This is a genomic window from Marinobacter sp. Hex_13, from assembly GCF_001566815.1.
GTDB classification, from domain to species: Bacteria; Pseudomonadota; Gammaproteobacteria; order Pseudomonadales; family Oleiphilaceae; genus Marinobacter; species Marinobacter salarius.
On record NZ_LSMM01000078.1, the window covers coordinates 28,280 to 52,417 of the forward strand.

The following is a 24,138-nucleotide window of genomic DNA, read 5'->3' on the forward strand; positions in this document are numbered from 1 at the left end:
GCATGAACAGTATCATCAGGCGCATTGCTGACGAACTGGGTGTTCGTGAACAGCAGGTGAATGCCACCGTTGAAATGCTGGACGGTGGCGCCACCGTTCCTTTTATTGCCCGTTATCGCAAGGAAGTCACCGGTTCGCTCGATGACAGCCAGTTACGGTCCCTGGAAGACCGCCTGCGTTATCTGCGTGAGCTGGAAGACCGTCGTTCCACGATCCTCAACAGCATTGAGGAGCAGGGCAAGCTGACCGATGAACTACGTGCCAGCATCGATTCGGCGGACACCAAGAATCGCCTGGAAGACCTCTACCTGCCGTATAAGCCCAAGCGCCGAACCAAAGCGCAGATTGCCCGTGAAGCCGGTCTGGAGCCCCTGGCCGACGCCCTGTATGACGACCCCACGCTGGAGCCAGAGAGCACAGCGGAAGGCTATGTCAATGATGAGGCCGGTGTTACCGACACCAAGGCCGCGCTTGATGGTGCCCGCTACATTCTGATGGAACGCTTTGCCGAGGATGCGGAACTCCTGGGTGAGCTGCGTGATTTTATCTGGCAGCAGGGGCAGCTCAAGGTCACCGTGGTGGACGGCAAGGAAAATGAAGGTGCCAAGTTCCGCGACTACTTCGACCATGTCGAGCCGCTGAAAAAGGTGCCATCCCATCGTGCGCTTGCCATCCTCCGGGGGCGCAATGAAGGCGTGCTTACCTACTCCATTGTGGTTGGCGATGCGGAAGACGACCGTCGCCAGCCCCATCCGGCGGAACAGCGTATTGCCGCGCGCTGGCATATCCGTGACAACGGCCGTGCTGCCGACCGCTGGTTGTCGGAAGTGGTGCGCTGGACCTGGCGCGTAAAGCTGTCGACCCAGATCGAAACCGACCTTATGGCCCAGGTGCGGGAAGCGGCAGAAACCGAGGCCATCAATGTGTTTGCCGCCAACCTCAAGGATCTGCTGTTACTGGCGCCGGCGGGCCCCCGCGCCACACTGGGGCTGGACCCCGGCCTGCGCACCGGTGTGAAGGTGGCCATCATCGACGGCACCGGCCAGGTGGTGGGGCACGGTGGTATTTTCCCGCACGCGCCCCGCAACCAGTGGGACCAGTCCATTGAACAGTTGGCGAGCTGGTGTCGGCAGTACCGCATTGAACTGGTGGCCATTGGTAACGGTACGGCCTCCCGCGAAACCGAAAAGCTGGTCGCGGACCTGAGCAAGCGTTACCCGGAGCTGAAGCTGGCGCGGATTGTGGTCAGCGAATCCGGTGCTTCGATCTATTCCGCCTCTGAATTCGCCTCCCGCGAACTGCCGGACCTGGACGTAACCATTCGCGGGGCGGTCTCCATCGCCCGCCGGTTGCAGGACCCATTGGCGGAAATGGTGAAGATCGAACCCAAGTCCATCGGTGTGGGGCAGTACCAGCACGACGTGTCTCAGGTGCAGCTGGCCCGCAGCCTGGATGCCGTGGTGGAGGACTGTGTTAACGGTGTTGGTGTGGATCTCAACACCGCATCCATCCCCCTGCTGGCACGAGTGTCCGGCCTGAACCAGAGTATTGCCCAGAACATCGTCGATTTTCGTAACCAGAATGGCGTGTTCCGTGATCGCAGGCAGTTGCTTAAAGTGTCCCGCCTTGGTGATCGTACCTTTGAGCAGTCGGCCGGTTTCCTTCGCATTGCGGGGGGCGACAATCCGCTGGACCGCTCGTCGGTGCACCCGGAAGCCTATGGTGTGGTTGAGGCTATTGCCCGCCAGAACAATCGCAAGATTGAAGGTATCGTCGGCGACGCCGATTTCCTGCGCTCGTTGAACCCGCAGGACTATGTCACCGAACAGTTTGGTCTGCCGACCATAAAGGATATTATTACGGAATTGGAAAAGCCGGGCCGTGACCCCCGGCCGGAGTTCCGCTTTGCCAGCTTCGAGGAAGGAGTGGAAACCCTCAATGACCTGAAGCCGGGCATGGTGCTGGAAGGGTCGGTCACCAACGTGACCAACTTCGGCGCGTTCGTGGACATCGGCGTCCATCAGGATGGCCTTGTGCATATCTCTGCGTTGTCGAATACCTTCGTGAAAGATCCGAGGGAAGTGGTCAAGGCAGGGGATATCGTCAAGGTGAAAGTGATGGACGTGGATATCCCGAGAAAGCGGATTGCGCTTTCCATGCGTATGGATGACCAGCCCGGGGAGAAATCCGACAACCGCGCCGGCTCCAGCAGTAAAGGTGGCAAACCTTCCGCAAGAAATGACCGCCACAAGGGCGCAGACAGCGGGCAAAAGGGTGCCATGGCCGGAGCGCTGGCACAGGCTCTGGCGTCGGCCCGCAAAGACGGCCGTTAACCCGCGCCGCTACACACTACCGTAATGGCCGCCGGTGTTCCCGGCGGCCATTCAAGCAGGAGTCATTCATGGGTGAATCCCGCCATCAGCTTTTTCAGCAGTTCACGGCCAACCAATGGGCCGGATTTCGAAAAGGCGTTGAGAAAGAAGGCCTGCGGGTCGATCGCAACGGCTTTATCGCACAGACTCCGCACCCCCGCTCGCTGGGTTCCACACTGACTCATCCCCGTATCACCACGGATTACTCCGAAGCTTTGTTGGAGCTGATTACCCCGGTGTTCGATACCACGCGAGGGATGCTCGATTCGCTCCGGGATACCCATCGCTTCGTTCAGTGCAATCTTGGGGATGAGGTGTTCTGGGCCGCGAGTATGCCGTGTGAGCTGGACGGCGACGCGAGCATTCCCATTGCCGAGTATGGCACTGCCAATATCGGTCGCCTGAAGCATGTGTATCGCCAGGGGCTGGCCGTGCGTTACGGTCGCATGATGCAAAGCATTGCTGGCGCCCACTACAACCTGTCGCTGCCTGACAGTTTCTGGAGGCTTTGGCAGGACGCCCTTGGTAACCAACAAAGCCTGCAGGACTTCAAGTCGGACCAGTATTTCTGGCTGATCCGCAATTTCCGTCGTCGCAGCTGGATGCTGATGCTGCTGTTCGGCGCTTCTCCGGCGCTGGATGCCAGCTTTGTGGCGGGTGTACGTCATGACCTGAGCAGGTTCGGCGATGATACCTGGTATGGCCGCGAGGCCACATCGCTGCGCATGGGCGACCTGGGCTATCACAACAACGCTCAGGCATCGCTGAATATCTGTTTCAATGAACTGAAGACCTATACCGACACTCTGTTCAGGGCGATTCATACCCCGTGGCCAGCTTACGAAAAGATGGGAACCCGGCGCGACGGCGAATTCATCCAGATCAACACCAGCGTGCTGCAGATTGAGAACGAGTACTACAGCGCCGTGCGGCCAAAGCGCACCACCGAGCGTGGGGAAAAGCCGATACAGGCCCTGGAGTCACGGGGCGTGGAGTACATTGAGGTGCGTTGCCTGGACCTGGATCCGTTCTCCCCGGTTGGCGTTAACGAAAGCCAGATCGATTTTCTTGACCTGTTCCTGCTGGATTGCCTGCTGTCAGACAGCCCCCGCATTGACGATGACGAATGCGATCGCCTGGATGACAATTACCAGGATGTGGTGGCTAGGGGCCGGAATCCGGACCTGACGATCTGTCGCTCCGGTGAACGCGGCCGGGTCGGTGACGCTGCCATTGCCCTGATGGACCGTCTTGCCCCCCTTGCAGAACAGTTGGACAGCTTGAACGGAGATTCCACCTATCGGCGAGCGCTGGATGACCAGCGTGCCAAGCTCGACGATCCGCGTGAGTTACCTTCAGCGAAGGTGCTTGAAGCCATGGAAGCTTCCGGCATGGGTCATCGGGAATGGGGGCTGGAAATGTCCAGGCAGCACCAGCAAACGCTGCGAGGGGAAGGGCTGTCGCCGGATGTGATGGCGGCGTTTGACAAAATGACCGCTGATTCGCTTTCCGAGCAGGATGAAATGGAGCAAGCCGAAAACCAGCCATTCGGAGAATTCCTGGAGCAATACCTGCAATCCTGAACCGGGAGTGCCCCTCCCGGTCGGGCGTCACACTCTCCCCGGACCTGTCGCACAGAAACGTAATTAACGTTTGTCAGCTTCGGTTAGCGCTGTTAATTTCTGTAAGCAGAGTGACAGCATCTGATGGTGGCTACAGGTAAAGGGAGAACCGGTATGGCCAGAGACATCAAGTTAGGGTGGGATGTTGAGTCCCTGAATAAAGCCTATCGCCAGGGCTATATGGCCGCCTCTATGGGCATGGAACGCAGCCGCTGTCCCTATCGCGGAGAAGTTGTTGTTGCCGCCTGGGAAGCAGGATGGGAAGACGCTGAACAGGTTACCAATGAGGCGCGGCCGGTCGACGACCTGTTCTCCCGCATCGCCTGATACCTGTGCTTGCCGCCTGCTCACCCGGCCGTTGTATTACTTCTGTACAACGAACTCCGTAAACAGCACACCGGTAATGCTCTCACCGGTCTGTTGCTCTTCCAGGGCCGTGTTTATTCTCTTCGTGGCCTCTTCACGCAGCGACTGCTGTCCCTCTGTCGAGGACAGCTGTTCCGCGTCAGTCTGCTCCCCGAACAGCATCACCAGCTCATGACGTAGCCTGGGCATGTGTGCCTCCACCGCCGGACGGGTGGTTTCCTTCGACGCCCTGATGGTAACCGCTGCCTTGAGATAGGTCAGTTTGGTGCCCGGGTCCCCCACGTGGGTGACAAAGGGCGGATCCATTTCGATGTAGTCCGTGATGGCTGGTTCCTTTTCCTGCTCTTCCTGTGTCTCGTCTCCCCCTTCTTCCTCTTGGGCAAAGGCGGTTGGAGCCAGGGGAAAGGCAAAAAACAGGGCCAGCAGAAGGTACTTTGGCTTAAGTGTCATAGGCTTGAAGTTCGTATTGGTTTAAGGTTAAGTGGCTGGGCGCACGCAGCCGCCACCTGATGCTGGGAGAATAGCAGGCTCGATGCGCGGTTGCAGCATCCGATGCTTTACCGCCCAAGGCGGGCGACAGACTGACCTGAACGTTAACCCGAGGTACCCCTTTGAACTCCAGAGCCGTTTTCTTTCTGATATTCCTGCTGTGCGCCGGGCTGCTTGGCGTGGCCTTCTACATGGAGCACGTTATGGGGTTGGAGCCCTGTCCTCTGTGTTGGCTGCAGCGATTCGGTTTTATGGCCGCTGGCATCGTCAGCCTCCTGGCAGCGCTCCATGGCCCCCATGGGTTCGGTGCAAGGGTCTATGGGTTATTGTTGTCTGTCAGCGCCGGTGCTGGCCTGGCGATGGCGGGCCGACAACTGTGGCTTCAAAGCCTGCCGGCGGATCAGGTGCCGGCCTGCGGGCCATCGGTGGATTACATGCTGGATGTGTTGCCCTGGATGGAGGTGTTGACCACGGCGCTGAAAGGCACGGGCGATTGCGCCGAAGTGACCTGGCGTTTCCTGGGGCTCAGTATTCCTGGCTGGACGGCCATCTTTTTCTTGTTGCTGGTGATTGTCGGCCTGGTGATGCTGTTCCGGCCCCCAAGAAAGCCGGAATGGATACAGGGATGAAACGGTTGCGACCGACCGCTGGCATGGGGTAACTTGAGTTTCGATACAACAGAAATCAAACCAGAACGCGGTAACCGGAGATAGGCGTCATGTTGGATAATTGCCGTAATGCCAGGGAGCGTTGGGGTGGCGTCAGCGAGCTGATTGATCGCTGGCTGAAAGAAAGGCAGGAACTGCTGGTACACTACTGCGATTTGTCCGGTACGACGGACTATTCCCAGACAGAGGCGCTGCGCACGAAATTTATCAAGCTGTGTGAGGTGCTGGTGGATTACGTGTCGGCAGGGCACTTCGAAATTTACGAGCAATTGGTTCAGGAAGCCCGTGAATTTAACGACGGTGGACTGGAGCTGGCGGCAAAGCTGTACCCGAAAATTGAGCAGACCACGGAAACGGCACTCAATTTCAACGATCGCCTTAACGGGCAGTCGCTGACGGAGAGCGAAGTTCGCGATTTGTTCCAGCAGCTATCAGAGCTCGGTGAAACTCTGGAAAGCCGGTTTGAGATGGAAGATTTCCTGATTGAGCATCTGCACAATGCTCATGCTGACAAGGTAATGTCGTCGGCTTGAGGTGAAGGCTTGAAACCTCCCCCCGATTCCAAAAGGAGATGGGGGGAGTGGCCGTTGTTGCCAAGCGGCTTATTTATTCCGGATTGATTTCCAGAAGTTCCACGTCGAAGACCAGGGTTTCGTTGGGCCCGATCCGCTGGTTTCCTCCAGGCCCATAAGCCAGTTCCGAAGGAATGTAGAGTTTCGCCCTGCTGCCTTCAGACATCAGTTGCAGTCCTTCGGTCCAGCCCGGTATGACCTGGTTCAGTCCAAAGGTGACCGGCTCGCCGCGCTCGCGGGAGCTGTCGAACACTTCGCCTGAGATCAACTCGCCGGTGTAGTGCACCTGCACGCGGTCTTCGGCCGTCGGCTTTTCACCATCGCCTTCTTCCAGGATTTCATATTGCAGGCCGGATTCCGTGGTTTTGACGCCGTCGCGTTTGGCGTTCTCCGCGAGGAACTGTTCCCCGGCTTCCTGATTTTTCTTCGCCAGTTCTTCCGCCTGGGCCGACTCCTGCTCCTGGAGCTGAGTCTGGTAGGCCATCAGGGCTTCCTGGATTTCCTCACGGCTCATTCGCGTCTGTTCTTCATCGCCGTCGTGGCCGTGCTGAATGCCTTGGAGGAATTGCTCCATCTTAAGGTTCGGCAGGTCGTTGCTCATTCTCTGGCCCATGACCAGGCCCATGCCGTAGCTGACTTTCTCATCCGTGGATTCCAGCGCCGGATCTTCCGGAACCGCTTCCTGGGAAGAAGAACAGCCTGCCATGACACCGGCCACAGACAGTGCGATCAGGGTTTTTCTCATTACATCGTCCTTAGTTAAGCTTGCGTTGAATGATCGGGAACGCACAAAAGGTAACGGGTTCTGTCGCCAGATGCCACTGAACATGTGTTAAGGAAGGGAGTAATCTCAACTACCGTTATTGGCAGTGTCAGGGCCGAGCGAAAAAGGTGCGCGATAGGGCGATTGCCAATCGGTTTCCGAGTCGGACACGGGCGGGCGTACGCTCTTGCTTTCAGATCGCTCTATTGCCAGTGCGTTCCAGGGCCCTTGCGCAGGTGGCTTGTCAGCGTAGTGCCAGCTGCCGTCGCTATCCTTCCACTTGAAGACGATGTCGGGCCCTTCAGTTGGAACCGGTGAGGGAACCAGGCCCTCAAACGCGGGAATTTCGGCGTTGGTTTCGGCCTTTGCGGGTTTGCTGGTGGTTTCGGCGGGGTCATTCAGGCCGAAAAACATCAGTGCCACCAGGACGCCGAGAGCGGGAAACGCCAGCCGGATTAGCCATTTCATCAACATGGCTTGTTATCTCCTTCAACGAGGGTCGACAGTTCTCTGGTCAAAATGTCCAGCAAGCTGCCGGTCTCGTTATCCATTGTCTTCTCTGGTGCTGCGGCGAGCAAGTTGCTGAGGGCCAGATTGGCCATTGTTGCCTCACCGCTGCCTGTATGTTTGTTTGAAACCAGAGCCTGATAGGCCAAGGCCAACTCCACCCGTTCCGCTTCAAGTTCGCTACGGGCGATGCACTCTCTTACAATAGCAGTGCCGGGGTCATTCTTCGTAATGGTTTTCTTCGCTGATCGAAGCGGCTCCGTGACTTGGCGCCGCCATGCGGTTACCTGCGCGCTCTCAGTGCCCGGAAGCACGTTGCCTGAGGTGGCCAGCCACGCTGCGCAGAGAATCCGGGTAACGCTCCAGCCTCGGTCCTGCAGGCCGAGGCACGCATCCCGTGCTGCAGAGGACTCCCAGAAACGGCAGGCAAACCGCCACAATGGGTTTTCCGGATCTGCATCCTCAGGTATCTTGCTACCGCTACACGCCATAGGGGCCAGGCCGGTTCCTTATCAAACGTTCCTTGATACCATTACGTTATGCTTACGATAACCGATCTCAGTTTACAACGAGGTGGCGTCTGGTTGCTAGAAGCCGTCAACCTGACCATCCAGCCCGGCCAACGGGTAGCGATAGTGGGTGCCAATGGCGCTGGCAAGTCCAGTTTGTTCCAGTTATTGCTGGGGCAGCTGGCGCCGGAGCAGGGCAGTGCGTCTTTGCCCGGAGGGTGCCGAATCGCTCACATGGCTCAGGAAGTGGCCGCCTCGTCCCGCACGGCCCGGGATTTTGTGCTGGATGGCGACTATGATCTGCGACGCATGGAGTCAGAGTTGGCTGACGCCGAAGAGCGGGGTGACGATCACCGCATTGCCCGTATTCATGGCGAGCTCGACATCCATGAAGCCTGGTCTGCGCCTCGCCGCGCGGAAGCGTTGCTGAGAGGTCTGGGGTTTTCGGATGCCGACGCTGATCGGCCAGTGTCTTCGTTTTCCGGCGGCTGGCGGATACGCCTCAACCTGGCCCAGGCGTTGATGCGCCCGTCCGACCTGTTGTTGTTGGACGAGCCCACCAACCACCTGGACCTGGACGCCTGTCTTTGGCTTGAGAACTGGCTGCGGCGGTACGAGGGCACCCTGCTGTTCATTTCCCACGACCGGGACTTCATGGACCGTGTGGCGACTCACCTGGTGCATTTCGACCAGCGGCGGCTGGACCTGTATACGGGTAATTACTCATCATTTGAGACCCAGCGCAGTGAGCGCATTGCCCAGCAGCAGGCCGGGTATGAGCGCCAGCAGGCAAGAATTGCCGAGATCCAGCGTTTCATCGATCGTTTTAAAGCAAAAGCCACCAAAGCCCGCCAGGCCCAGAGCCGGGTCAAAGCGCTGGAGCGCATGGAAAAGATTGCTCCGGCCCATGTGGATTCCCCGTTCAGTTTCGAGTTTCCGGTAGCCGATAAAGTGTCCAATCCGCTGATGTCGATTCGTAACGGCGCGGCGGGTTATGGCGACGCCGTTGTACTCGAAGGCATCAACTTGTCACTGCTGCCGGGCAGTCGTATTGGTCTCTTGGGCCCCAATGGTGCGGGCAAGTCCACGTTGATGGATGCCCTGCGGGGGCAAAGCACCCTGTTGCGGGGGGAGCGGACCACGGGAGAACATGTGGCGATCGGTTATTTTGCCCAGCATCAGTTGGAGTCGCTGGACCTGGACGCAAGCCCGTTCCTGCACCTGCAGCGGCTGGCCCCGAAAGCCTCCGAGCAAAGTGTCCGTAATTTTTTGGGAGGCTTTGACTTCCACGGCGACGAGGCCTTGAGTGCTATTCGTTCATTCTCCGGTGGTGAAAAGGCCCGTGTGGCGCTGGCGGTGATTGCCTGGCAAAAGCCCAACCTGTTGCTGCTGGACGAGCCCACCAACCACCTGGACCTGGAGATGCGTCAAGCCCTGACCATGGCGCTGCAAAACTTTGAGGGGGCGATTGTGGTGGTTTCCCATGATCGTCACCTGCTGCGTAACACGGTTGATGACTTCTGGCTGGTGAACGAGGGTCGGGTTACGGAATACGAAGGCGACCTGGAAGACTATGAGCGCTGGCTGGCGGACCGTCGCAAGGACGAAACCGAAGCTCCGCGCCGGGAAAGTAGTGAGGCCCAGGCCGCAGGCGGTAACGCATTGGCTGCGGATAGTGGTGCGGGTGAGAACGCCGAAGATCGCAAGGCCCGCAAGCGGGCGGAGGCGGCCATTCGCCAGAAACTTAGCCCCTATCGCAAGCAACAGGGGGCTCTGGAGAAAGAGATGGATCAGCTCCAGTCCACGTTGGTGACACTGGAGCAGAGCCTTTCAGAGCCGGAGCTCTATGCCGATCAGGGTAAGCAGAAGCTAAAGGAGCTTTTGGGTCAACAGGCCGCAGCAAAGAGTCGTCTGGCAGAGGTAGAAGCCGAATGGCTTGAAATCAGCGAAACGGTCGAGAGCCTTGAGGCAGAGCTAACGCCCTAGAATTTCACCTCCAGGGTGAAATCCTGTTTGGCCAGGTAATCCCGTTCGTTTTCAAGATCGGCCAGGGTTAGCGGGCGTTCATCCAGCCACCCTTCAGTGAATTCCACGGCCAGACCATTGGTGGACGGGTGCAGGCGGAATTCGGGCGGCTGCTCATGATTCCGCGGATGCTGCAATAGCACTGCCAGTCGAACCAGCACGCACAGGTAGCGTAGACGGGGAATGTCTTCGGGGTTCAGCCCGTCGAAAATGGCGGAAGAGAACTTGCGCCGGTGCCCACGAACCAGGGTTGCCAGATCGCGCTGAAACTGTTGACTGAAGCCTGGTAGGTCGGAATACCGCAACAGGTAGGCGCCGTGCTTGTGGTACTGGCTGTGTGAAATGGTCAGGCCGATTTCATGCAGCCGGCAGGCCCAGCGCAGCACTTCTTCATCAACTGCTGTGTTCAGCTCCCAAGTGCTCGCCACCTGTCTCCAGGCCGCGATGGCGGTGTGTTCCACCGCGCTGCCGTGTTCCTGGTCTACGTGGTAGCGTTCCTGCAGGGCCTGAATTGTTCGTACCCTTACATCCTCGTGCTGAATCCGGCCGGCGATGTCGTACAGCAGGCCTTCCCTCAGGGCGCCATCAGCGAACGTCATTTCGGTTATCCGCAGCGACTGGAACGCGCCCATCAAAATCGCAAACCCCGCGGGGAAGATACTTTGGCGATCGGCGCGGACGCCCAGGTCGCCGAGTTTCTCAGCCTTGCCCATGTCGACCAGCCGGGTCCTGAGTTCCATCATCGCGTCCAGGGTGATGGTGCCGTCCGTGATCCTGAGGCTGGTCAACACGCTGGCAATCGCCTTGATTGAGCCGGATGACCCTACAGCGCTTTGCCAACCCTTGTTGCGGAAATGCTGACGGATGTTGAGCAGTTCCTGTTCGGCGTGGGTAACGGCCTTATCCATTTGCTTGCGGGTGATCTTGCCGTCAGGAAAGTATCGGTTGCGGAACGACACGCAGCCCATGTGCAGACTTTCGAGCTCCTGGGGTTCGAAGCGTTCCCCGATGATAAACTCGGTACTACCGCCCCCGATGTCAATCACCAGTCGCCGGCCACTGTCATCCGACAGGGTGTGTGATACGCCCAGGTAAATCAGACGGGCCTCCTCCCGGCCGGCAATGATCTCCACCGGGTATCCCAGCACCTCTTCCGCCCGGGTCATGAATTCATGGGCGTTGCGCGCCACCCGCAACGCGTTGGTGCCCACCACCTGAACCGCCTCCGGTGGCATGCCCTGAAGCCTCTGGGCAAAACGGCTAAGGCAGGCCAGGGCACGTTCCTGGGCGTCTTCGGTCAGACGGTTATGACTGTCCAGCCCGGCACCGAGCTGTACCTTCTCCCCCATCTTCTCCAGGGTGCGGATCTCACCGTGAACCAGGCGGGCGACCACCATGTGGAAACTGTTGGAGCCCATATCGATTGCAGCGAGCAGTTCTGGCGGGGTGGCGGAAGAGTTGGCCGTCACGTGTAATGAATTCCTTCTGCCAGGCCCTAAATAGAGGGAAGGGAGCTTGAAAGACTGCATGCCGGAAACTCGGCAGCGTTCATGTAACCATTGTTATCAGGGCGAAAGTGGACGTTTAACCACCATGCCTGGGGATTACTATAAGCGATATGCGGTGTAACGCAATGGGGCGGTATTGCTCAGGATGAGGGTAATCCGAAGTGCCGGGGTGGAACGAAGCGCTTCACATACGCCTGACCAATCGCGTAAAGTAAGGCTTACAATAATTTAGGAAATCGGTTGCCCCAAGCCTTTTGCGGCAACTGTCAGAACAGTCAACAGCATCATTCAGGCGGCCAGAGCCGCTGGTGGGTGCACGAATCGGGAAACTGAAATGAGCGGAAATATTGTAAACGTTACAGATGCCTCTTTTGAGCAGGATGTACTGCAGTCAGACGTACCGGTACTGGTCGACTACTGGGCAGAATGGTGCGGCCCATGCAAGATGATCGCGCCAGTCCTGGAAGAGATGGCTGAAGAGTACGAAGGCAAGCTGAAAGTCTGCAAACTGAACATCGACGAAAACGAGCAGACCCCGCCCAAATTCAACATCCGCGGCATCCCCACCCTGATGCTGTTCAAGAACGGCAACGTGGACGCCACCAAAGTAGGCGCACTGTCCAAGTCACAGCTGGCTGCGTTCCTCGACAGCAACCTCTGATTGCTGCGAGTTGGCCAAAAACCGCCCCTGAGCAAACGCTCACGGGCGGTTTTTTATTGCCAGGCCAACAACCAATCAGGCGAGTAATGACGAACACCCCTTCCGAAAATGTGCGGAGCCATGGATGGCGGAGCCCAAGCGTACACGGACGTATTCAAAGCGTTTTTCGGAAGGGGTGTTCGTCATTGCTTGCCGTCTTGCTATGCGGCGTCGAGCGCTAGTCCCAGCTCTGAGTCCGATCCAAATCAGCAGCCTTCTGCTCAACCCAGTGCTCCGTGTCGCCCGTGATCTCCTTCTTCCAGAACGGCGCCGACGTCTTTAGTGCATCCATGATGAACTCACAGGCCGCAAATGCATCACCACGATGGGCACTGCACACCCCCACAAACACAATCTGATCAGACAATGCCAGCGATCCCACCCGATGAATAATCCGCGCGTCCCGCACATCCCAGCGTTGTGAGGCTTCATGAACCAGCCCCTCGATAACCTGCTCCGTCATCCCCGGATAGTGCTCCAGAAACAGCCCCGTCACACCGCTCAGGTCACCACTGTCCCGAACGAGTCCGGTAAACGTCGCGATGGCCCCGGTGCCGGAACCGCTGTTCCGAAGGGCACGGTACTCTTCAGCCGGGTCAAAATCCTGTTGCTGGACGCGGATCACATCAACCTCCTGTCACTGGCGGAAAAAAGGCCACTTCATCACCGGGCTGTAGCGCCCTGTCAGGCTTGGTCATTACCTGATTGACCGCAATCATCACCGGTTGCGCGCCGTCCAGCTGGGCCCAGTTTCCCCCTTTAGAAGCAAGGCTGTGCAGCAGTTGACCGGCAGTCAGCCCGGGTTGGGCCTCAACCGTCAGCGTGCTTGTATCCAGTTCCTCCCTCAGGCGGGCAAAGAACTTCACCGTAATAGAATTATCCGTAGCCATGGTCATTCCAGCAGCTCCGCAAACGAGTAATAGGTAACAGGGTCACCGAGGTTAATGGTCGTGTTCTCAGGTACCACAGCCAATCCGTCAGCCCAGCAGGCAGAGCTCAGGACGCCGGAGCTCTGGTTGGGATAGGCCGTGATCATAAGGCCGTCATCGCCAATGCTCTTGCGGGCACGGACGTATTGTCGACGAATTGAGGGCTTCTCCGTCGAAAATCCGGCCGGGATCTGTTCTCCGCCACCAGTAACCCCCGTTCGGCCCTGGCAGGCGCGAATAAACGGCATGCCCATCACCATAAAGCTGACCAGCACGGCCACCGGGTTGCCGGGCAGGCCCAGCACCGGCGTGTCGCCAATCGTACCGAAGGCCATTGGTTTGCCAGGTTTGCTGGCAAGCCGCCACAGGGACAGGTTGCCAGATTCCTCCAGCACCGCCCGAACATGGTCTTCCTCGCCCACCGACACGCCGCCGCTGGTGATGATCAGGTCGGCCTCGGCTGCGGCCCGCTCAAGAGTCTTGCGGGTCGCTTCCCGAGCGTCCTTCAGGGCCTCACAGAGCACCACCTCGCAGCCTGCTTTCGCCAGCAATCCCAGCAGGGTGTAGCGATTGCTGTTATAGATCTGTCCAGGCCCCAGTGGTTGTCCGGGATCCACCAACTCGTCACCGGTTGTGAGAACGGCGACTTTCAGTTTTGCGTACACGGCAACGTCTGCCGTACCAATGGAGCCCAGCAGGCCCATTTCCTGGGGGCGGATCCTGGTGCCCGCCGCCAATGCCAGCTCGCCCTGAGCCAGATCCTGGCCACGGCGACGGATATTCTGGCCTTCGCTGACAGGCCCATTGACGGTGATACCGTCGCCGCAAACGCTGACCCGTTCCTGCATGATGACCGCGTCCGCGCCTGAGGGGATTTCCGAACCGGTGAAAAGACGCACGGCCGTTCCAGGCTTGAGGGTCAGGCGTTCTTCACCAGCAGCTGTGCGCCCGGACACCGGTAGTGGTTCCCCGCCAGCAAGATCCCCGGCACGCACGGCGTAACCGTCGACGGCGCTGTTATCCGCTGGTGGTACATCCGCCGGAACTGTGTAGTCCCGGGCCAGAACCCGGTCCAGACTGTTTGTCAGTGCCACGGTTTGCGAGCGCGTGATCGGGCGCGCCCGGGCAACCAGATGGTCAATGGCTTCTTCAACGGGAGTCAGGTCAGAGCTTGCCATGGATTATCGCTCCGAGCGCTCGCCAATAACCTGGTCGATCCGGCTGAGAGGCTTGTCCGGTTTGCCGAGGGCCAGGTCTGAGAAGTTGCAGGGGCCGTGGCGACTGTCCAACTGACTGACGAGAATGCCGTTCCAGCCGGTGCGGCAGGCACTTGTTGAACCGGGCAGGCAGAAAATCACCGTGTGATTGGCCAATCCGCCAAAGGCTCGGGACTGAATCGTGGAAGAGCCAATCTCGCTGGCGGAAAGCCGGCGGAACTCCTCACCGAAGCCGTCGATGGCCTTGTCCAGCAATGGGGAGACCGCTTCTGGCGTACTATCGCGCTCATGGAAGCCGGTGCCGCCGGTGATGATCACCACATTGATCTCCGGGTCGGCGATCCAGCCGGACATCAGCGCCCGTATGAGATAGACATCGTCCGGCAGGATGCGTCGGGCAACCAGTCGGTGGCCCGCTTCAATGATGCTGTTCTCCAGGAACTTTCCTGATGAGTCTTCTGCTTCACCCCGGCTGTCGGACACCGTCAGCAGGGCGATACTCAGGGGTTTCAGTTCGACGGTGGCGTCGATACTCATGGATGCTCTCCAAAGTTTTTATAGGTCTGTCTAACAGTATCTCTATTGGGAATGATGAATGGAAGGGGAGACATTCATCAGAGGGATACGGGGCATTTGCGGAGGCTGTGGGCGACCCCTTAAAGAGAAATTGGTTCAAAAGTGCGCGACATTACTTGACATTGGTACGCAAGGTGGCTGATGATCGCTCTTGCCCGGCGAACGGTTGTTCTTCCTGTCTCTGGCTTCAGTACCTTTCCGGACTCCATCTACACCGGTTGCTCCATCTGGCCAGCACCAAGTTCAACGTATATCCGATCAATCCGTTTAGGGGCACCCCTTTCATTTCAATATTCGTTTACTTCCATTCCTGACTATCTAACAACCTATGAACCTTACTGAACTCAAGCAGAACTCCATGCCCGAATTGCTCGATATTGCGCAAGAGATGGGCCTCGATAACCTGGCTCGCTCGCGCAAGCAGGATGTCATCTTCACGATCCTGAAGAAGCATGCTAAAAGCGGCGAAGACATTTATGGTGACGGCGTACTGGAAATTCTGCAGGACGGTTTCGGCTTCCTCCGTTCCGCCGACGCCTCATACCTTGCCGGTCCTGACGACATCTACGTGTCGCCAAGCCAGATTCGCCGTTTTAACCTGCGGACCGGTGACACCGTTGCCGGCAAGATACGCCCGCCGAAAGACGGCGAGCGTTACTTTGCCCTGCTGAAAGTTAACGAGATTAACTTCGACAAGCCGGACAACGCCCGAAACAAGATCCTGTTCGAGAACCTGACACCGCTGTTCCCGGACGAGCGTCTGATGCTTGAAGCCGGTAATGGTAGCACCGAGGATCTGTCCTCACGGGTTCTGGATCTGGTAGCGCCCATCGGCAAGGGCCAGCGCGGCCTGATCGTGTCTCCGCCCAAAGCCGGTAAGACGCTGCTGATGCAAAGCATCGCCCAGTCCATCACCCGTAACAATCCAGAGTGCCATGTGATGGTGCTGCTGATTGACGAGCGTCCGGAAGAAGTAACCGAGATGCAGCGCACCGTGCGTGGTGAAGTGATCGCCTCCACCTTCGATGAGCCCCCGGCCCGTCATGTGCAGGTGGCCGAGATGGTCATCGAAAAGGCCAAGCGTTTGGTCGAACACAAGAAAGACGTGGTGATTCTGCTGGATTCCATCACCCGTCTGGCCCGTGCCTACAACACGGTGATTCCGTCCTCCGGCAAGGTACTGACCGGTGGTGTGGACGCCCACGCCCTTGAGAAGCCCAAGCGTTTCTTTGGTGCGGCCCGTAACGTGGAAGAGGGCGGCAGCCTGACCATTCTTGCCACCGCGCTGGTCAACACTGGCTCCAAGATGGATGAAGTCATCTATGAGGAGTTCAAGGGAACCGGTAACATGGAGATCCATCTGGATCGCAAGATTGCCGAGAAGCGCACCTATCCCGCCATCAATATTCGCAGCTCTGGCACCCGCCGTGAGGACCTGCTGATGAGCGAGGCGGATATCCAGCGCATCTGGATTCTGCGCAAGCTGCTGCACTCCATGGACGACGATACTGGTGCCATTGAGTTCCTGCTGGACAAGCTGCGTGAAACCAAGACCAACGACGAATTCTTCCAGTCGATGAAGCGTCGTTAAGTTTTGGTTTCGGTTCGGGCCCTCTTTGCGCACTGAGCTTGGGGGCTGGTAACGCCGGGGGTCGTCTCCCCGGACACGCCGTGAACCCATCCATGGGGGCTCGGCATTGCCATCCTTGGCAATGCACGGTCCGGGGAGACGATCCCCGGCGTTACCGACCAGACTTCTCGCGCGCACGTCTCCCCATCTCCTGTTCCTGCACCAAAGCTGAAACCTAGGCCAGAGCCGAACCAAATAACCAGAATTCGCGTACAATGCCGGAATCAACCGGAGTAGCCGATGAAATACAACGACCTGAGAGACTTCATAGGCCAGCTTGAAAAGCTGGGAGAGCTGAAGCGTATTTCAGTGGAAGTCGATCCCCACCTGGAAATGACCGAAATCTGCGACCGCACGCTGCGGGCAGGTGGCCCCGCGTTGTTGTTCGAGAACCCCAAAGGCTACGACATGCCCGTGCTGGCCAACCTGTTTGGTACGCCGAAACGCGTGGCCATGGGCATGGGGCAAGACAGCGTGACCGCGCTGCGGGACATCGGCAAGCTGCTCGCTTTCCTGAAAGAACCGGATCCTCCCAAGGGCTTCAAAGATGCCATCGAGAAACTGCCGCTGTTCAGGCAGGTGATGCGTATGAGCCCCAAAGTGCTTCGCTCGGCGCCCTGCCAGGACGTGGTGATCGAAAAGGACCAGGTGGATCTGTACCAGATACCGGTTCAGCACTGCTGGCCCGGGGACGCAGGGCCTTTGGTGACCTGGCCGTTGGTGATAACCCGTGGGCCCCATAAAGAACGCCAGAATCTTGGTATTTACCGGCAACAGGTCATTGGCCGTAACCGGCTGATCATGCGCTGGCTGAGCCATCGTGGAGGTGCGCTGGATTTTCAGGAGTTCCAGAAAGCCAACCCGGGTAAACCCTACCCTGTGGCCGTTGCCCTTGGGGCGGACCCGGCGACCATCCTGGGTGCGGTGACGCCGGTGCCGGATTCGTTATCGGAATACGCCTTTGCTGGCCTGCTTCGCGGCGGAAGAACCGAATTGGTGCAGTGTGGTCTCAGCGATCTGCAGGTGCCGGCCAGTGCCGAGATTGTGCTGGAAGGGTTCATCTATCCGGACGACGTAGCGCCGGAAGGCCCGTTCGGGGACCATACCGGTTATTACAACGAAGTGGATGAATTCCCGGTGTTCACCGTGGAGCGGGTGACGCACCGCAAGGACCCGATTTACCACAGTACCTACACTGGCCGCCCACCCGATGAGCCCGCCATTCTGGGTGTGGCACTGAACGAAGTCTTCATTCCCATCCTGCAGAAGCAGTTCCCCGAGATTGTGGATTTTTACCTGCCTCCCGAGGGGTGCTCCTACCGTCTTGCAGTGGTGACCATGAAGAAACAGTACCCCGGCCATGCCAAACGGGTGATGATGGGAGTATGGTCATTCCTGCGGCAGTTCATGTACACCAAGTTTGTGATCGTTACCGACGACGACGTAAACGCACGGGACTGGAAAGACGTGATCTGGGCCATGACCACCCGCATGGACCCATCCAGGGATACCACGCTGGTTGAGAGCACTCCCATCGACTACCTGGACTTCGCTTCGCCGGTGTCCGGGCTGGGCTCGAAAATGGGGATGGATGCCACCAGCAAGTGGCCGGGCGAAACCGATCGGGAGTGGGGCACGCCCATCACCATGTCCGACGACGTCAAAAGGCGTGTGGACGACATCTGGGACAGCCTGGGGATTGAAGTTTCATCCGATCGCCCCGATTGATATGGCCAGTCGTGAATGTCGTATTCAACTCGTGCCGGCGGTATTGTCCTTTACCGCAGCCGCCGACGAGACGCTGCTTACGGCAGCCGGCAGGGCGGGCATTGCGGTTCCCGCCGCCTGTCGCAATGGCGTGTGCGAGCTCTGTGAGGCTCGCCTGGTCAGTGGCGAGGCCCTGAATACCCGCAATCAACACACAATTCCGGTCACCGGGCGACTGATGATGTGTCGCACCCTGGCGCTCAGTGACCTTGAACTGGAGATAGACGCCGTTATGGCAGCCGGAGACAACCAGCCTCGCAAGTTCCAGGCAAAGGTGGTGGACGTTCGTTCCATCAGCCACGATGTTTACCGTGTGGAACTGCAACTGCCCCGTCGCCGGGAACTGTCGTTTCACGCCGGCCAGTACCTGTCCGTGAATCTGCCGGATACAGACCCCTGCTATTTTTCCATCGCCAGCAGTCCGTCTGAAGAATTGATCGAGCTGCACATCCAGGCGACACCGGAGTGGGTGTCTGCACAGAAAGTGATTGATGCATTGACCTCTGGCGGAGAGGTGACCGTTGAATTACCCCACGGCCGAGCCTGCCTGGCGTCCGCGCCCGACAAACCGCTGTTGCTGGTTGCCGCCGGAACGGGGTTTGCCCAAATGAAGAGCCTAGTGGATTACCTGCAGAAAACGTCTTACGACAAGCCTGTGAAATTCTACTGGGGCGTTCGCCGCCACGAGGATATGTACCTGCGATCCCTGGCCCAGCAGTGGCAGGAAGAATGGCCGCCCTTTATTTTCCTGCCCGTGGTAGGAGATGACGAAGACAACGAGTGGAGTGGCCACCACGACCAGCTGGTGCGAACCGTGCTGGCGTCGGGCATGGACTGGAGCAACGTGGAAGTTCACGCCAGCGGCTCGCCGACGATGGTCTATACCTTGATGGATGCGTTACTGGAGGTGGGGTTGCCGCAGGAAGCATTTTTCTCCGATGTACTGGAATACGCCCCGAGAGGTTGAGGCCCGGGGCCAGCCCCTCAGGCCTTGGGCATCGGCAAATCCGGCAACCCACTATCGTTAACCAATCCCTGCATCAACAGCTTCACACTGTTTTCACCCTCTCCCATGTGAGCATTCAGGCGGCTCAGCTCGGCCATGGTTTCACGGCTGCGGCGTAGCCGAAGGCTGGTTTCGAAATACTCCCGCGCCTTGCCCCAGAGCTCGTTGCGCAGGCTCAGACGGCCGAGTGCCAACAGCAGCTCTGCATTGTTGGGACGATCCTTCAGCCACTGCTCCGCTACCAGCAACTGCTCATCCGGCTTCAGGCCTTTTACGCGGCCATACAGATTGACCAGTTCATCACCCCAGTGATTGCGCAGGACTTTCCTCAGCAGGGTTTCAGCCTGGGCTTCGTCGCCCAGATCGGCAAGCAGCCGGGCATACTCCCGAATGGTGTGTTCGTCACGGCGGAGAAACCCTGGCAGCTCATCCCAAAGCTTGGTGAGAGGCTCAAGGGACGCTGAAGGCTCACCCGAGTGGCGGCGGCACTCCTCTGCGGCACGCTGCAGAAGGTTTTGCCAAACCAGGCGTTCCAGGTCGCCCTGTTCTTCACTCTCCATCAGGTTGCGCTTGCGGATTTCCGGCAACAGGCGGGACAGCTCGCGCCAGTCTTCCAGGCGCACATAGGTGTTTTTCAGCAACTTGAGTACAAACGGATGGTGGGGCGCCTGCTTGCGCAGCCGCACCAGGGTTGCCAGGGCCTGCTCCAGTCGGTTGCCCGCCAGTTGCAGTTGGGCCTGAGTAATGCCCACGGCCATGTCGGAGCCCGGGGTGCTTTCAAAGGCCTTGCGCAACAGTTCGTCAACGGCCTCGTGATCGCCGGATTCAAACGAGGCCTGGGCCGCTGCCAGGTAGTTGATCAGTGGCGTGTCCGCGTGCTCTGCTGAAGAAGTGAGCAGCTTGCGGGCACGTGGCCAGTTACCCTCCGCCAGGGCCAGCAGCCCCTGAGTGGTTCTGCGCCGGGCTCGGCGTTCATTGCTGCGGGCCAGCCAGCCGGCGACCATGCCGGTGCCATGGCGCAGTCGACGGAACAGATTGATGGTTAGCACGGACGCTGCCACCAGCAGTACCAGCAACGCCAGACCAATCCAGAAATTGGTTTCAATCAGATAGTTGCCCAGGCTGATGCGGATGTAGCCAAGGTCGTACTGCAACCCCAGCGCAAGCCCGGTGCCCAGCAGTAAGGCGACCAGGATGATCAGCAAAATGCGGATCATGATGCGTCTCCCTGTTCACCGTTGCTGCCATTCTTTTCGGCCTCTCCGTTGTCCAGTCGACCGGCCAGTCGTGCCTTGAGCAGTTCCAGTGAGCGGCTGATGTCTGGCAGTTCCGGATCAACGTTCTTTTGTGAGAGTTCCTCCAGGGTCTGCGAGAGCGCGATGATGCGGGTGTTGCTGCTGTCGTACCAATTATTGATGGCATTGCTGGCTTTGGTCAGGGAGCGTGAGTAGAGCTGTTGATGACCGCGAAGTACGGCCAGCTCGGCTTCTTCCAGCATCAACTGCAGATTGAGCCGTGCATAGGCGCTTTGCTCCGGAGACAGCAGGGGTTTGACCGGCTCATCGAGCCTGCGGACCACAACCACCTGAGACAGGGTTTGCTTGACCTTGTGCCATCCCTCGGCAACCAGGCCCTGCCCGGAAGCATCGGCTTCCGGGTTCTCGCCGCTACTGACAAATCCTGGGGCGCGATCATGAATCAGTGCACTGTCTGTCAGTTGGTGGATGCTGTCGATAGCCGCTTCCAGTTTCAGGTAGAGCCCGGTGCGGTCGACATCGACAATGCCCTTGAGCGCTAGGATTTCCTTGGCCAGTTGCTGGCGAACCGGGTAAACGCCGATATCGTCTGATTCCGCCAGAACTTCATCACCGGATTCCAGTGCCGCCAAGGCCCCGCGAATGTCCTTTTCGATCATGAGCCTCTGGTTGGCCACCCTCAGCAGATATTCCGCCTCGGCCAGCAGCCAGTCAGTACGAGTGCGGTTTCCGGCCTCCAGCAGTTCACGGGCGTTGTGGTCGATCTGCCGTTGCTGGGTCGCGATCAGTTCACGCTGTTCAGACAGCTTGTCTTCCAGCGCCTGCAGGCGACGGCTCTGCTCACTGCCGGTCTGGCCGTACATCCGGTCCAGTTGCTCGGTGTCACTCTCCAGATCGGTGATGGACTGTTGCAGTGCCTGGTAGTTGTTCCATTGCTGCCAGCTCCAAAGAGACAGGGCAACGGCCAGGGCGAGCGCCAGTAGTGTAATGATCCAGAGGGGCCACAGTTTTTGCCGTGTTTGCTGATGCTTTTCGATCGGGGCAGGCAGTTGTGCGTTTGATTCTGTCACGGGCATCCTTACTTGGTGTTTCCGGAGCCTCCGTCCAGGCTGGCAAGTTGTTCTGCAACTGCAGCCACAATCGAGCTATCGGCAAGGCTTCCTGGTATACACGTTCGCCGGAGGCCGGCCAGACGTGCTTGTTCGGCAATCCGCTCAACGGGGACAACCAGTAAAGTGTTTTCAAGATTATGGCCGGTATTGTCACTGAGTGCGATGAGATTGTTCAATGTTTCTCCCGACAGTGTGACGATGGCCTCGGGGGAAAAGTCGTTCAGCATCGCGTTCAGCGTCGCTTTATCATAGTCGGGACAGAAGCGACGATAAAGGGGCAGCACGGTGACTCGCGCGCCTCTGCGTTCCAGGGTTTGCGGGATCAGTTCCCGGCCTTCCTGTCCGCGCACCACCAGAACCTTTTCGTGCTCCAGTGTGGCCAGCTCCGGCAACTGTAGCAAATCTTCGCTGGTGTGGCCGGTTTCCGGTTGCCGCGTTTCCAGGCCATAGTTGCTCAGCACCGTGGCGGTTCCTGCCCCGACGCCGTACCAGTGGATGTCGGTGGGTGTCTGGGGCCACCACTCGTCCAGCCAGTCGAGCAGCAAGGCGGCGGCATAGGGGCTGACGGCAATGACGTGGGCGAACTCGTCCAAGTTGAGGATCAGCGTGCGGGTTGCGGGGTCTTCCGGGAGCGGCTCGCGGGCGATAAGCGGCATGACCCGCGCATCGGCGCCGGCATCGCAAAAGCGCGAGGCCAGCCGGTCGGCTTCCGGTTGTGGCCGGCAGATGAGTATCCGCCGGCCCTCAAGGGGTAGCGAATCAGGTTGGGGTGTGGCCATAGATGTCAGCCAGTACCTTGTCTGCACCCAGTGCGAGTAGGTCTTCCGCCAGTTCGCGTCCAAGGCGCTCGCCTTCGCTGCGGGGCGCGCGGCCTTCAACGCGGAATACCTGGGTGCCGTCGACGGCGCCCACGAGTCCCCGAAGCCAGAGCATGTCATCGTCTTCCAGCAACGCGTAGGCCGCGATGGGTACCTGGCAGCCGCCCTGCAATCGCCGGTTCAGGGCCCGTTCCGCTTTCACTCGGTCCGAGCTGTCGCGATGATCCAGGGGCTCCAGCATGGCGATCAGTTCGGCATCATCGAGGCGGCATTCGATGCCAAGCGCACCCTGGCCCACGGCAGGCAGGGATATACTGTCTGGCAGGCAGTAGCGGATACGGTCATGGAAACCGAGGCGTTTGAGCCCGGAGCTGGCCAGGACGATGGCCTGGTAATCGCCGGCATCCAGCTTTGCCAGGCGGGTATTGACGTTGCCACGCAAGGTGCGGATTTCCAGGTCGGGCCGGTAGGCACGCAACTGGGCTTCCCGGCGCAGGCTGGCAGTGCCGACTACGGCGCCGTGGGGCAGGGCGTCCACGTTATCGTAGTCATTGCTGACGAACGCATCGGTGGGGTCTTCCCGCTCACAGATGGCCACCAGCCCCAGCCCTTCCGGAAACTCCATCGGCACATCTTTCATGGAGTGCACCGCCAGGTCGGCACTGCCTGCCAGCATGGCCTCTTCCAGTTCCTTGACGAACAGACCCTTGCCGCCAATCTTGGCCAGCGGCACATCCAGGATCTTGTCGCCCTGGGTTTTGATCTTGACCAGTTCCACGGTCACGTTGTCGTGGAGCCGCTCCAGTTCAGACTTGATAAATTCCGCCTGCCACAACGCCAGTGCGCTGCTGCGGGTTGCAATGCGAAGGGTTCGTTTTGACATGGTGTACGTTGCCGGATCTGAAAAATGGTACGCCAAGGGTACTCTTTGTGAGGCAAATTGTGGAGCCGAATGTTGAGCGCCCAGGCTACCCGGGGCGATGCTCCTTTAGCCATTGCCGTAAAGAGGCGGCGTGTCTCCGGCTTACGGGCAGTTGCCCGTGCTGGTCTGTCAGATCAATCAGGTTCTGGCCATCCCGTTGTTTCAGCAGCGCTCGGATATAGCGCACGCCTACCAGGGTGTGTCGGTGAATCCGCAGCAGGTATTGCGAGTAGGTGCTTTCCAGTTCTTTCAGGGTGTAATCGGTGACGGTTTCGCCGCGCAGGTGATGGATGGTGACGTATTTCTGATCGGCTTCGCAGTACAGAATGCCCTGGATGTCGATCAGTTCAGTCCCGCGGTGGGTGCGGATGGCCAGCTGTTCGTCCGTACCCGATTGCTTTTCAGTCAGCGCCTGCAATTGCACCCGGTTGACTCGGCCAGCCCGATTGAGGGCGTCGGTCAGCGCTTCACGACGTACCGGTTTGAGCAGGTAGGCCACCGCGTGTACATCGAACGCCTGGATGGCGTAATGATCATAAGCGGTGCAGAAGATGATGGCCGGAGGGGCCTCCAACGAAGCCATCCGTCGGGCGGCTTCCATGCCATCGGTACCCGGCATGCGGATATCGAGCAGCAGGATGTCCGGCGCCAGGCGCGCGGTTTTCTCCAGTGCTTCGTCGCCGTCGCCAGCCTCGTCACAGACATTGTAGCCAGGCAACGCCTCCACCAGTCGGCGTATGCGCTCCCTGGCCAGAGGTTCGTCGTCGGCAATCAGTACGCTGCGGTGATTGTTGTCGCCCATGC

The 24,138-nt window shown here is 58.9% G+C and carries 24 protein-coding genes; 10 read left to right on the top strand and 14 right to left on the bottom strand.

The features are described 5' to 3' along the window. Nucleotides 1–2 precede the first annotated feature (2 nt). From AXW11_RS18440 to rmf, 3 genes are all read left to right on the top strand, one after another. Nucleotides 3–2,333 (top strand): Tex family protein, encoded by a 2,331-nt coding sequence (locus AXW11_RS18440; protein WP_091642212.1) that lies wholly within the window; start codon nucleotides 3–5, stop codon nucleotides 2,331–2,333. A gap of 68 nt (nucleotides 2,334–2,401) precedes the next feature. Next, a complete protein-coding gene (gene gshA / locus AXW11_RS18445) occupies nucleotides 2,402–3,955 on the top strand; it encodes a glutamate--cysteine ligase (protein WP_091642214.1) in 1,554 nt (517 codons plus the stop codon). A 153-nt stretch (nucleotides 3,956–4,108) separates the two neighbouring features. Then, on the top strand, nucleotides 4,109–4,321 hold the full coding sequence (rmf, locus tag AXW11_RS18450; protein ID WP_036202988.1) for a ribosome modulation factor: 213 nt from the start codon (nucleotides 4,109–4,111) through the stop codon (nucleotides 4,319–4,321). A 36-nt stretch (nucleotides 4,322–4,357) separates the two neighbouring features. On the opposite strand, the gene AXW11_RS18455 is transcribed toward rmf, so the two are convergent. Next, nucleotides 4,358–4,810 (bottom strand): flagellar basal body-associated FliL family protein, encoded by a 453-nt coding sequence (locus AXW11_RS18455; RefSeq protein WP_085681708.1) that lies wholly within the window; start codon nucleotides 4,808–4,810, stop codon nucleotides 4,358–4,360. Between the two features lie 161 nt (nucleotides 4,811–4,971). Between AXW11_RS18455 and AXW11_RS18460 the strand changes: the two genes are divergently transcribed. Together AXW11_RS18460 and AXW11_RS18465 are read left to right on the top strand one after the other, a co-directional pair. Then, nucleotides 4,972–5,478, top strand: coding sequence for a disulfide bond formation protein B (locus AXW11_RS18460; protein WP_036202995.1), 507 nt, complete (start codon nucleotides 4,972–4,974; stop codon nucleotides 5,476–5,478). Nucleotides 5,479–5,567: 89 nt separating this feature from the next. Next, complete coding sequence (locus AXW11_RS18465) at nucleotides 5,568–6,050, top strand: Rsd/AlgQ family anti-sigma factor (RefSeq protein WP_041332608.1); 483 nt, start codon at nucleotides 5,568–5,570, stop codon at nucleotides 6,048–6,050. 73 nt (nucleotides 6,051–6,123) lie between these two features. On the opposite strand, the gene bamJ is transcribed toward AXW11_RS18465, so the two are convergent. The 3 genes from bamJ to AXW11_RS18480 all read right to left on the bottom strand — a co-directional run bounded on the left by bamJ (nucleotide 6,124) and on the right by AXW11_RS18480 (nucleotide 7,850). Continuing rightward, a complete protein-coding gene (gene bamJ / locus AXW11_RS18470; RefSeq protein ID WP_036203000.1) occupies nucleotides 6,124–6,834 on the bottom strand; it encodes a BamJ family beta-barrel-assembly machinery protein in 711 nt (236 codons plus the stop codon). A gap of 105 nt (nucleotides 6,835–6,939) precedes the next feature. After that, on the bottom strand, nucleotides 6,940–7,326 hold the full coding sequence (locus AXW11_RS18475) for a hypothetical protein (RefSeq protein ID WP_036203003.1): 387 nt from the start codon (nucleotides 7,324–7,326) through the stop codon (nucleotides 6,940–6,942). Continuing rightward, nucleotides 7,320–7,850: a DUF2390 domain-containing protein gene (locus AXW11_RS18480; RefSeq protein WP_091642217.1), complete on the bottom strand. Its 531-nt coding sequence runs from the start codon at nucleotides 7,848–7,850 to the stop codon at nucleotides 7,320–7,322. The genes AXW11_RS18475 and AXW11_RS18480 overlap by 7 nt, the downstream gene beginning before the upstream one ends. 48 nt (nucleotides 7,851–7,898) lie before the next feature. On the opposite strand from AXW11_RS18480, the gene AXW11_RS18485 reads away from it, so the two are divergent. Then, nucleotides 7,899–9,854: an ATP-binding cassette domain-containing protein gene (locus tag AXW11_RS18485; protein ID WP_085681706.1), complete on the top strand. Its 1,956-nt coding sequence runs from the start codon at nucleotides 7,899–7,901 to the stop codon at nucleotides 9,852–9,854. Here the strand turns inward: AXW11_RS18485 and ppx are convergent. After that, nucleotides 9,851–11,362, bottom strand: a complete 1,512-nt coding sequence (ppx, locus tag AXW11_RS18490) for an exopolyphosphatase (RefSeq protein WP_085681705.1) — start codon at nucleotides 11,360–11,362, stop codon at nucleotides 9,851–9,853. The genes AXW11_RS18485 and ppx overlap by 4 nt on opposite strands. Nucleotides 11,363–11,735: 373 nt before the next feature. On the opposite strand from ppx, the gene trxA reads away from it, so the two are divergent. Beyond that, nucleotides 11,736–12,062 carry a thioredoxin TrxA gene (trxA, locus tag AXW11_RS18495; protein ID WP_007153552.1) on the top strand — a complete coding sequence of 109 codons (327 nt, stop codon included), beginning with the start codon at nucleotides 11,736–11,738 and terminating at the stop codon, nucleotides 12,060–12,062. A 217-nt stretch (nucleotides 12,063–12,279) separates the two neighbouring features. Here the strand turns inward: trxA and AXW11_RS18500 are convergent, their stop codons facing one another. From AXW11_RS18500 to moaB, 4 genes are read right to left on the bottom strand one after another with little or no spacing between them, the layout of a single operon-like run. After that, nucleotides 12,280–12,726 (bottom strand): molybdenum cofactor biosynthesis protein MoaE, encoded by a 447-nt coding sequence (locus AXW11_RS18500; RefSeq protein WP_036203014.1) that lies wholly within the window; start codon nucleotides 12,724–12,726, stop codon nucleotides 12,280–12,282. Between the two features lies 1 nt (nucleotide 12,727). Continuing rightward, a complete protein-coding gene (gene moaD, locus AXW11_RS18505; RefSeq protein ID WP_051946533.1) occupies nucleotides 12,728–12,997 on the bottom strand; it encodes a molybdopterin converting factor subunit 1 in 270 nt (89 codons plus the stop codon). Next, nucleotides 12,994–14,208 (bottom strand): molybdopterin molybdotransferase MoeA, encoded by a 1,215-nt coding sequence (locus tag AXW11_RS18510; RefSeq protein WP_036203017.1) that lies wholly within the window; start codon nucleotides 14,206–14,208, stop codon nucleotides 12,994–12,996. Before AXW11_RS18510 ends, moaD begins: the two co-directional genes overlap by 4 nt. Before the next feature lie 3 nt (nucleotides 14,209–14,211). After that, nucleotides 14,212–14,784: a molybdenum cofactor biosynthesis protein B gene (moaB, locus tag AXW11_RS18515; protein WP_036203020.1), complete on the bottom strand. Its 573-nt coding sequence runs from the start codon at nucleotides 14,782–14,784 to the stop codon at nucleotides 14,212–14,214. A gap of 367 nt (nucleotides 14,785–15,151) precedes the next feature. Here moaB and rho point away from each other — a divergent pair, with 367 nt between their 5' ends. From rho to AXW11_RS18530, 3 genes are all read left to right on the top strand, one after another. Further along, on the top strand, nucleotides 15,152–16,414 hold the full coding sequence (gene rho, locus AXW11_RS18520; RefSeq protein WP_036203025.1) for a transcription termination factor Rho: 1,263 nt from the start codon (nucleotides 15,152–15,154) through the stop codon (nucleotides 16,412–16,414). Between the two features lie 279 nt (nucleotides 16,415–16,693). Further along, the gene (ubiD, locus tag AXW11_RS18525; RefSeq protein ID WP_036203027.1) at nucleotides 16,694–18,181 is read left to right on the top strand and encodes a 4-hydroxy-3-polyprenylbenzoate decarboxylase; all 1,488 of its coding nucleotides are present in this window, start codon (nucleotides 16,694–16,696) and stop codon (nucleotides 18,179–18,181) included. Between the two features lies 1 nt (nucleotide 18,182). Next, nucleotides 18,183–19,187 carry a 2Fe-2S iron-sulfur cluster-binding protein gene (locus AXW11_RS18530; RefSeq protein ID WP_085681700.1) on the top strand — a complete coding sequence of 335 codons (1,005 nt, stop codon included), beginning with the start codon at nucleotides 18,183–18,185 and terminating at the stop codon, nucleotides 19,185–19,187. Nucleotides 19,188–19,204: 17 nt separating this feature from the next. On the opposite strand, the gene AXW11_RS18535 is transcribed toward AXW11_RS18530, so the two are convergent. The 5 genes from AXW11_RS18535 to AXW11_RS18555 all read right to left on the bottom strand — a co-directional run bounded on the left by AXW11_RS18535 (nucleotide 19,205) and on the right by AXW11_RS18555 (nucleotide 24,136). Then, complete coding sequence (locus tag AXW11_RS18535) at nucleotides 19,205–20,443, bottom strand: heme biosynthesis HemY N-terminal domain-containing protein (RefSeq protein ID WP_036203032.1); 1,239 nt, start codon at nucleotides 20,441–20,443, stop codon at nucleotides 19,205–19,207. Next, nucleotides 20,440–21,558, bottom strand: a complete 1,119-nt coding sequence (locus tag AXW11_RS18540) for a uroporphyrinogen-III C-methyltransferase (protein WP_075195004.1) — start codon at nucleotides 21,556–21,558, stop codon at nucleotides 20,440–20,442. The genes AXW11_RS18535 and AXW11_RS18540 overlap by 4 nt, the downstream gene beginning before the upstream one ends. Nucleotides 21,559–21,560: 2 nt before the next feature. Beyond that, on the bottom strand, nucleotides 21,561–22,373 hold the full coding sequence (locus AXW11_RS18545; protein ID WP_075195005.1) for a uroporphyrinogen-III synthase: 813 nt from the start codon (nucleotides 22,371–22,373) through the stop codon (nucleotides 21,561–21,563). After that, the gene (hemC, locus tag AXW11_RS18550; RefSeq protein WP_036203041.1) at nucleotides 22,354–23,295 is read right to left on the bottom strand and encodes a hydroxymethylbilane synthase; all 942 of its coding nucleotides are present in this window, start codon (nucleotides 23,293–23,295) and stop codon (nucleotides 22,354–22,356) included. The genes AXW11_RS18545 and hemC overlap by 20 nt, the downstream gene beginning before the upstream one ends. Nucleotides 23,296–23,380: 85 nt before the next feature. Further along, nucleotides 23,381–24,136: a LytR/AlgR family response regulator transcription factor gene (locus AXW11_RS18555; protein ID WP_075195006.1), complete on the bottom strand. Its 756-nt coding sequence runs from the start codon at nucleotides 24,134–24,136 to the stop codon at nucleotides 23,381–23,383. Nucleotides 24,137–24,138: the final 2 nt, after the last annotated feature.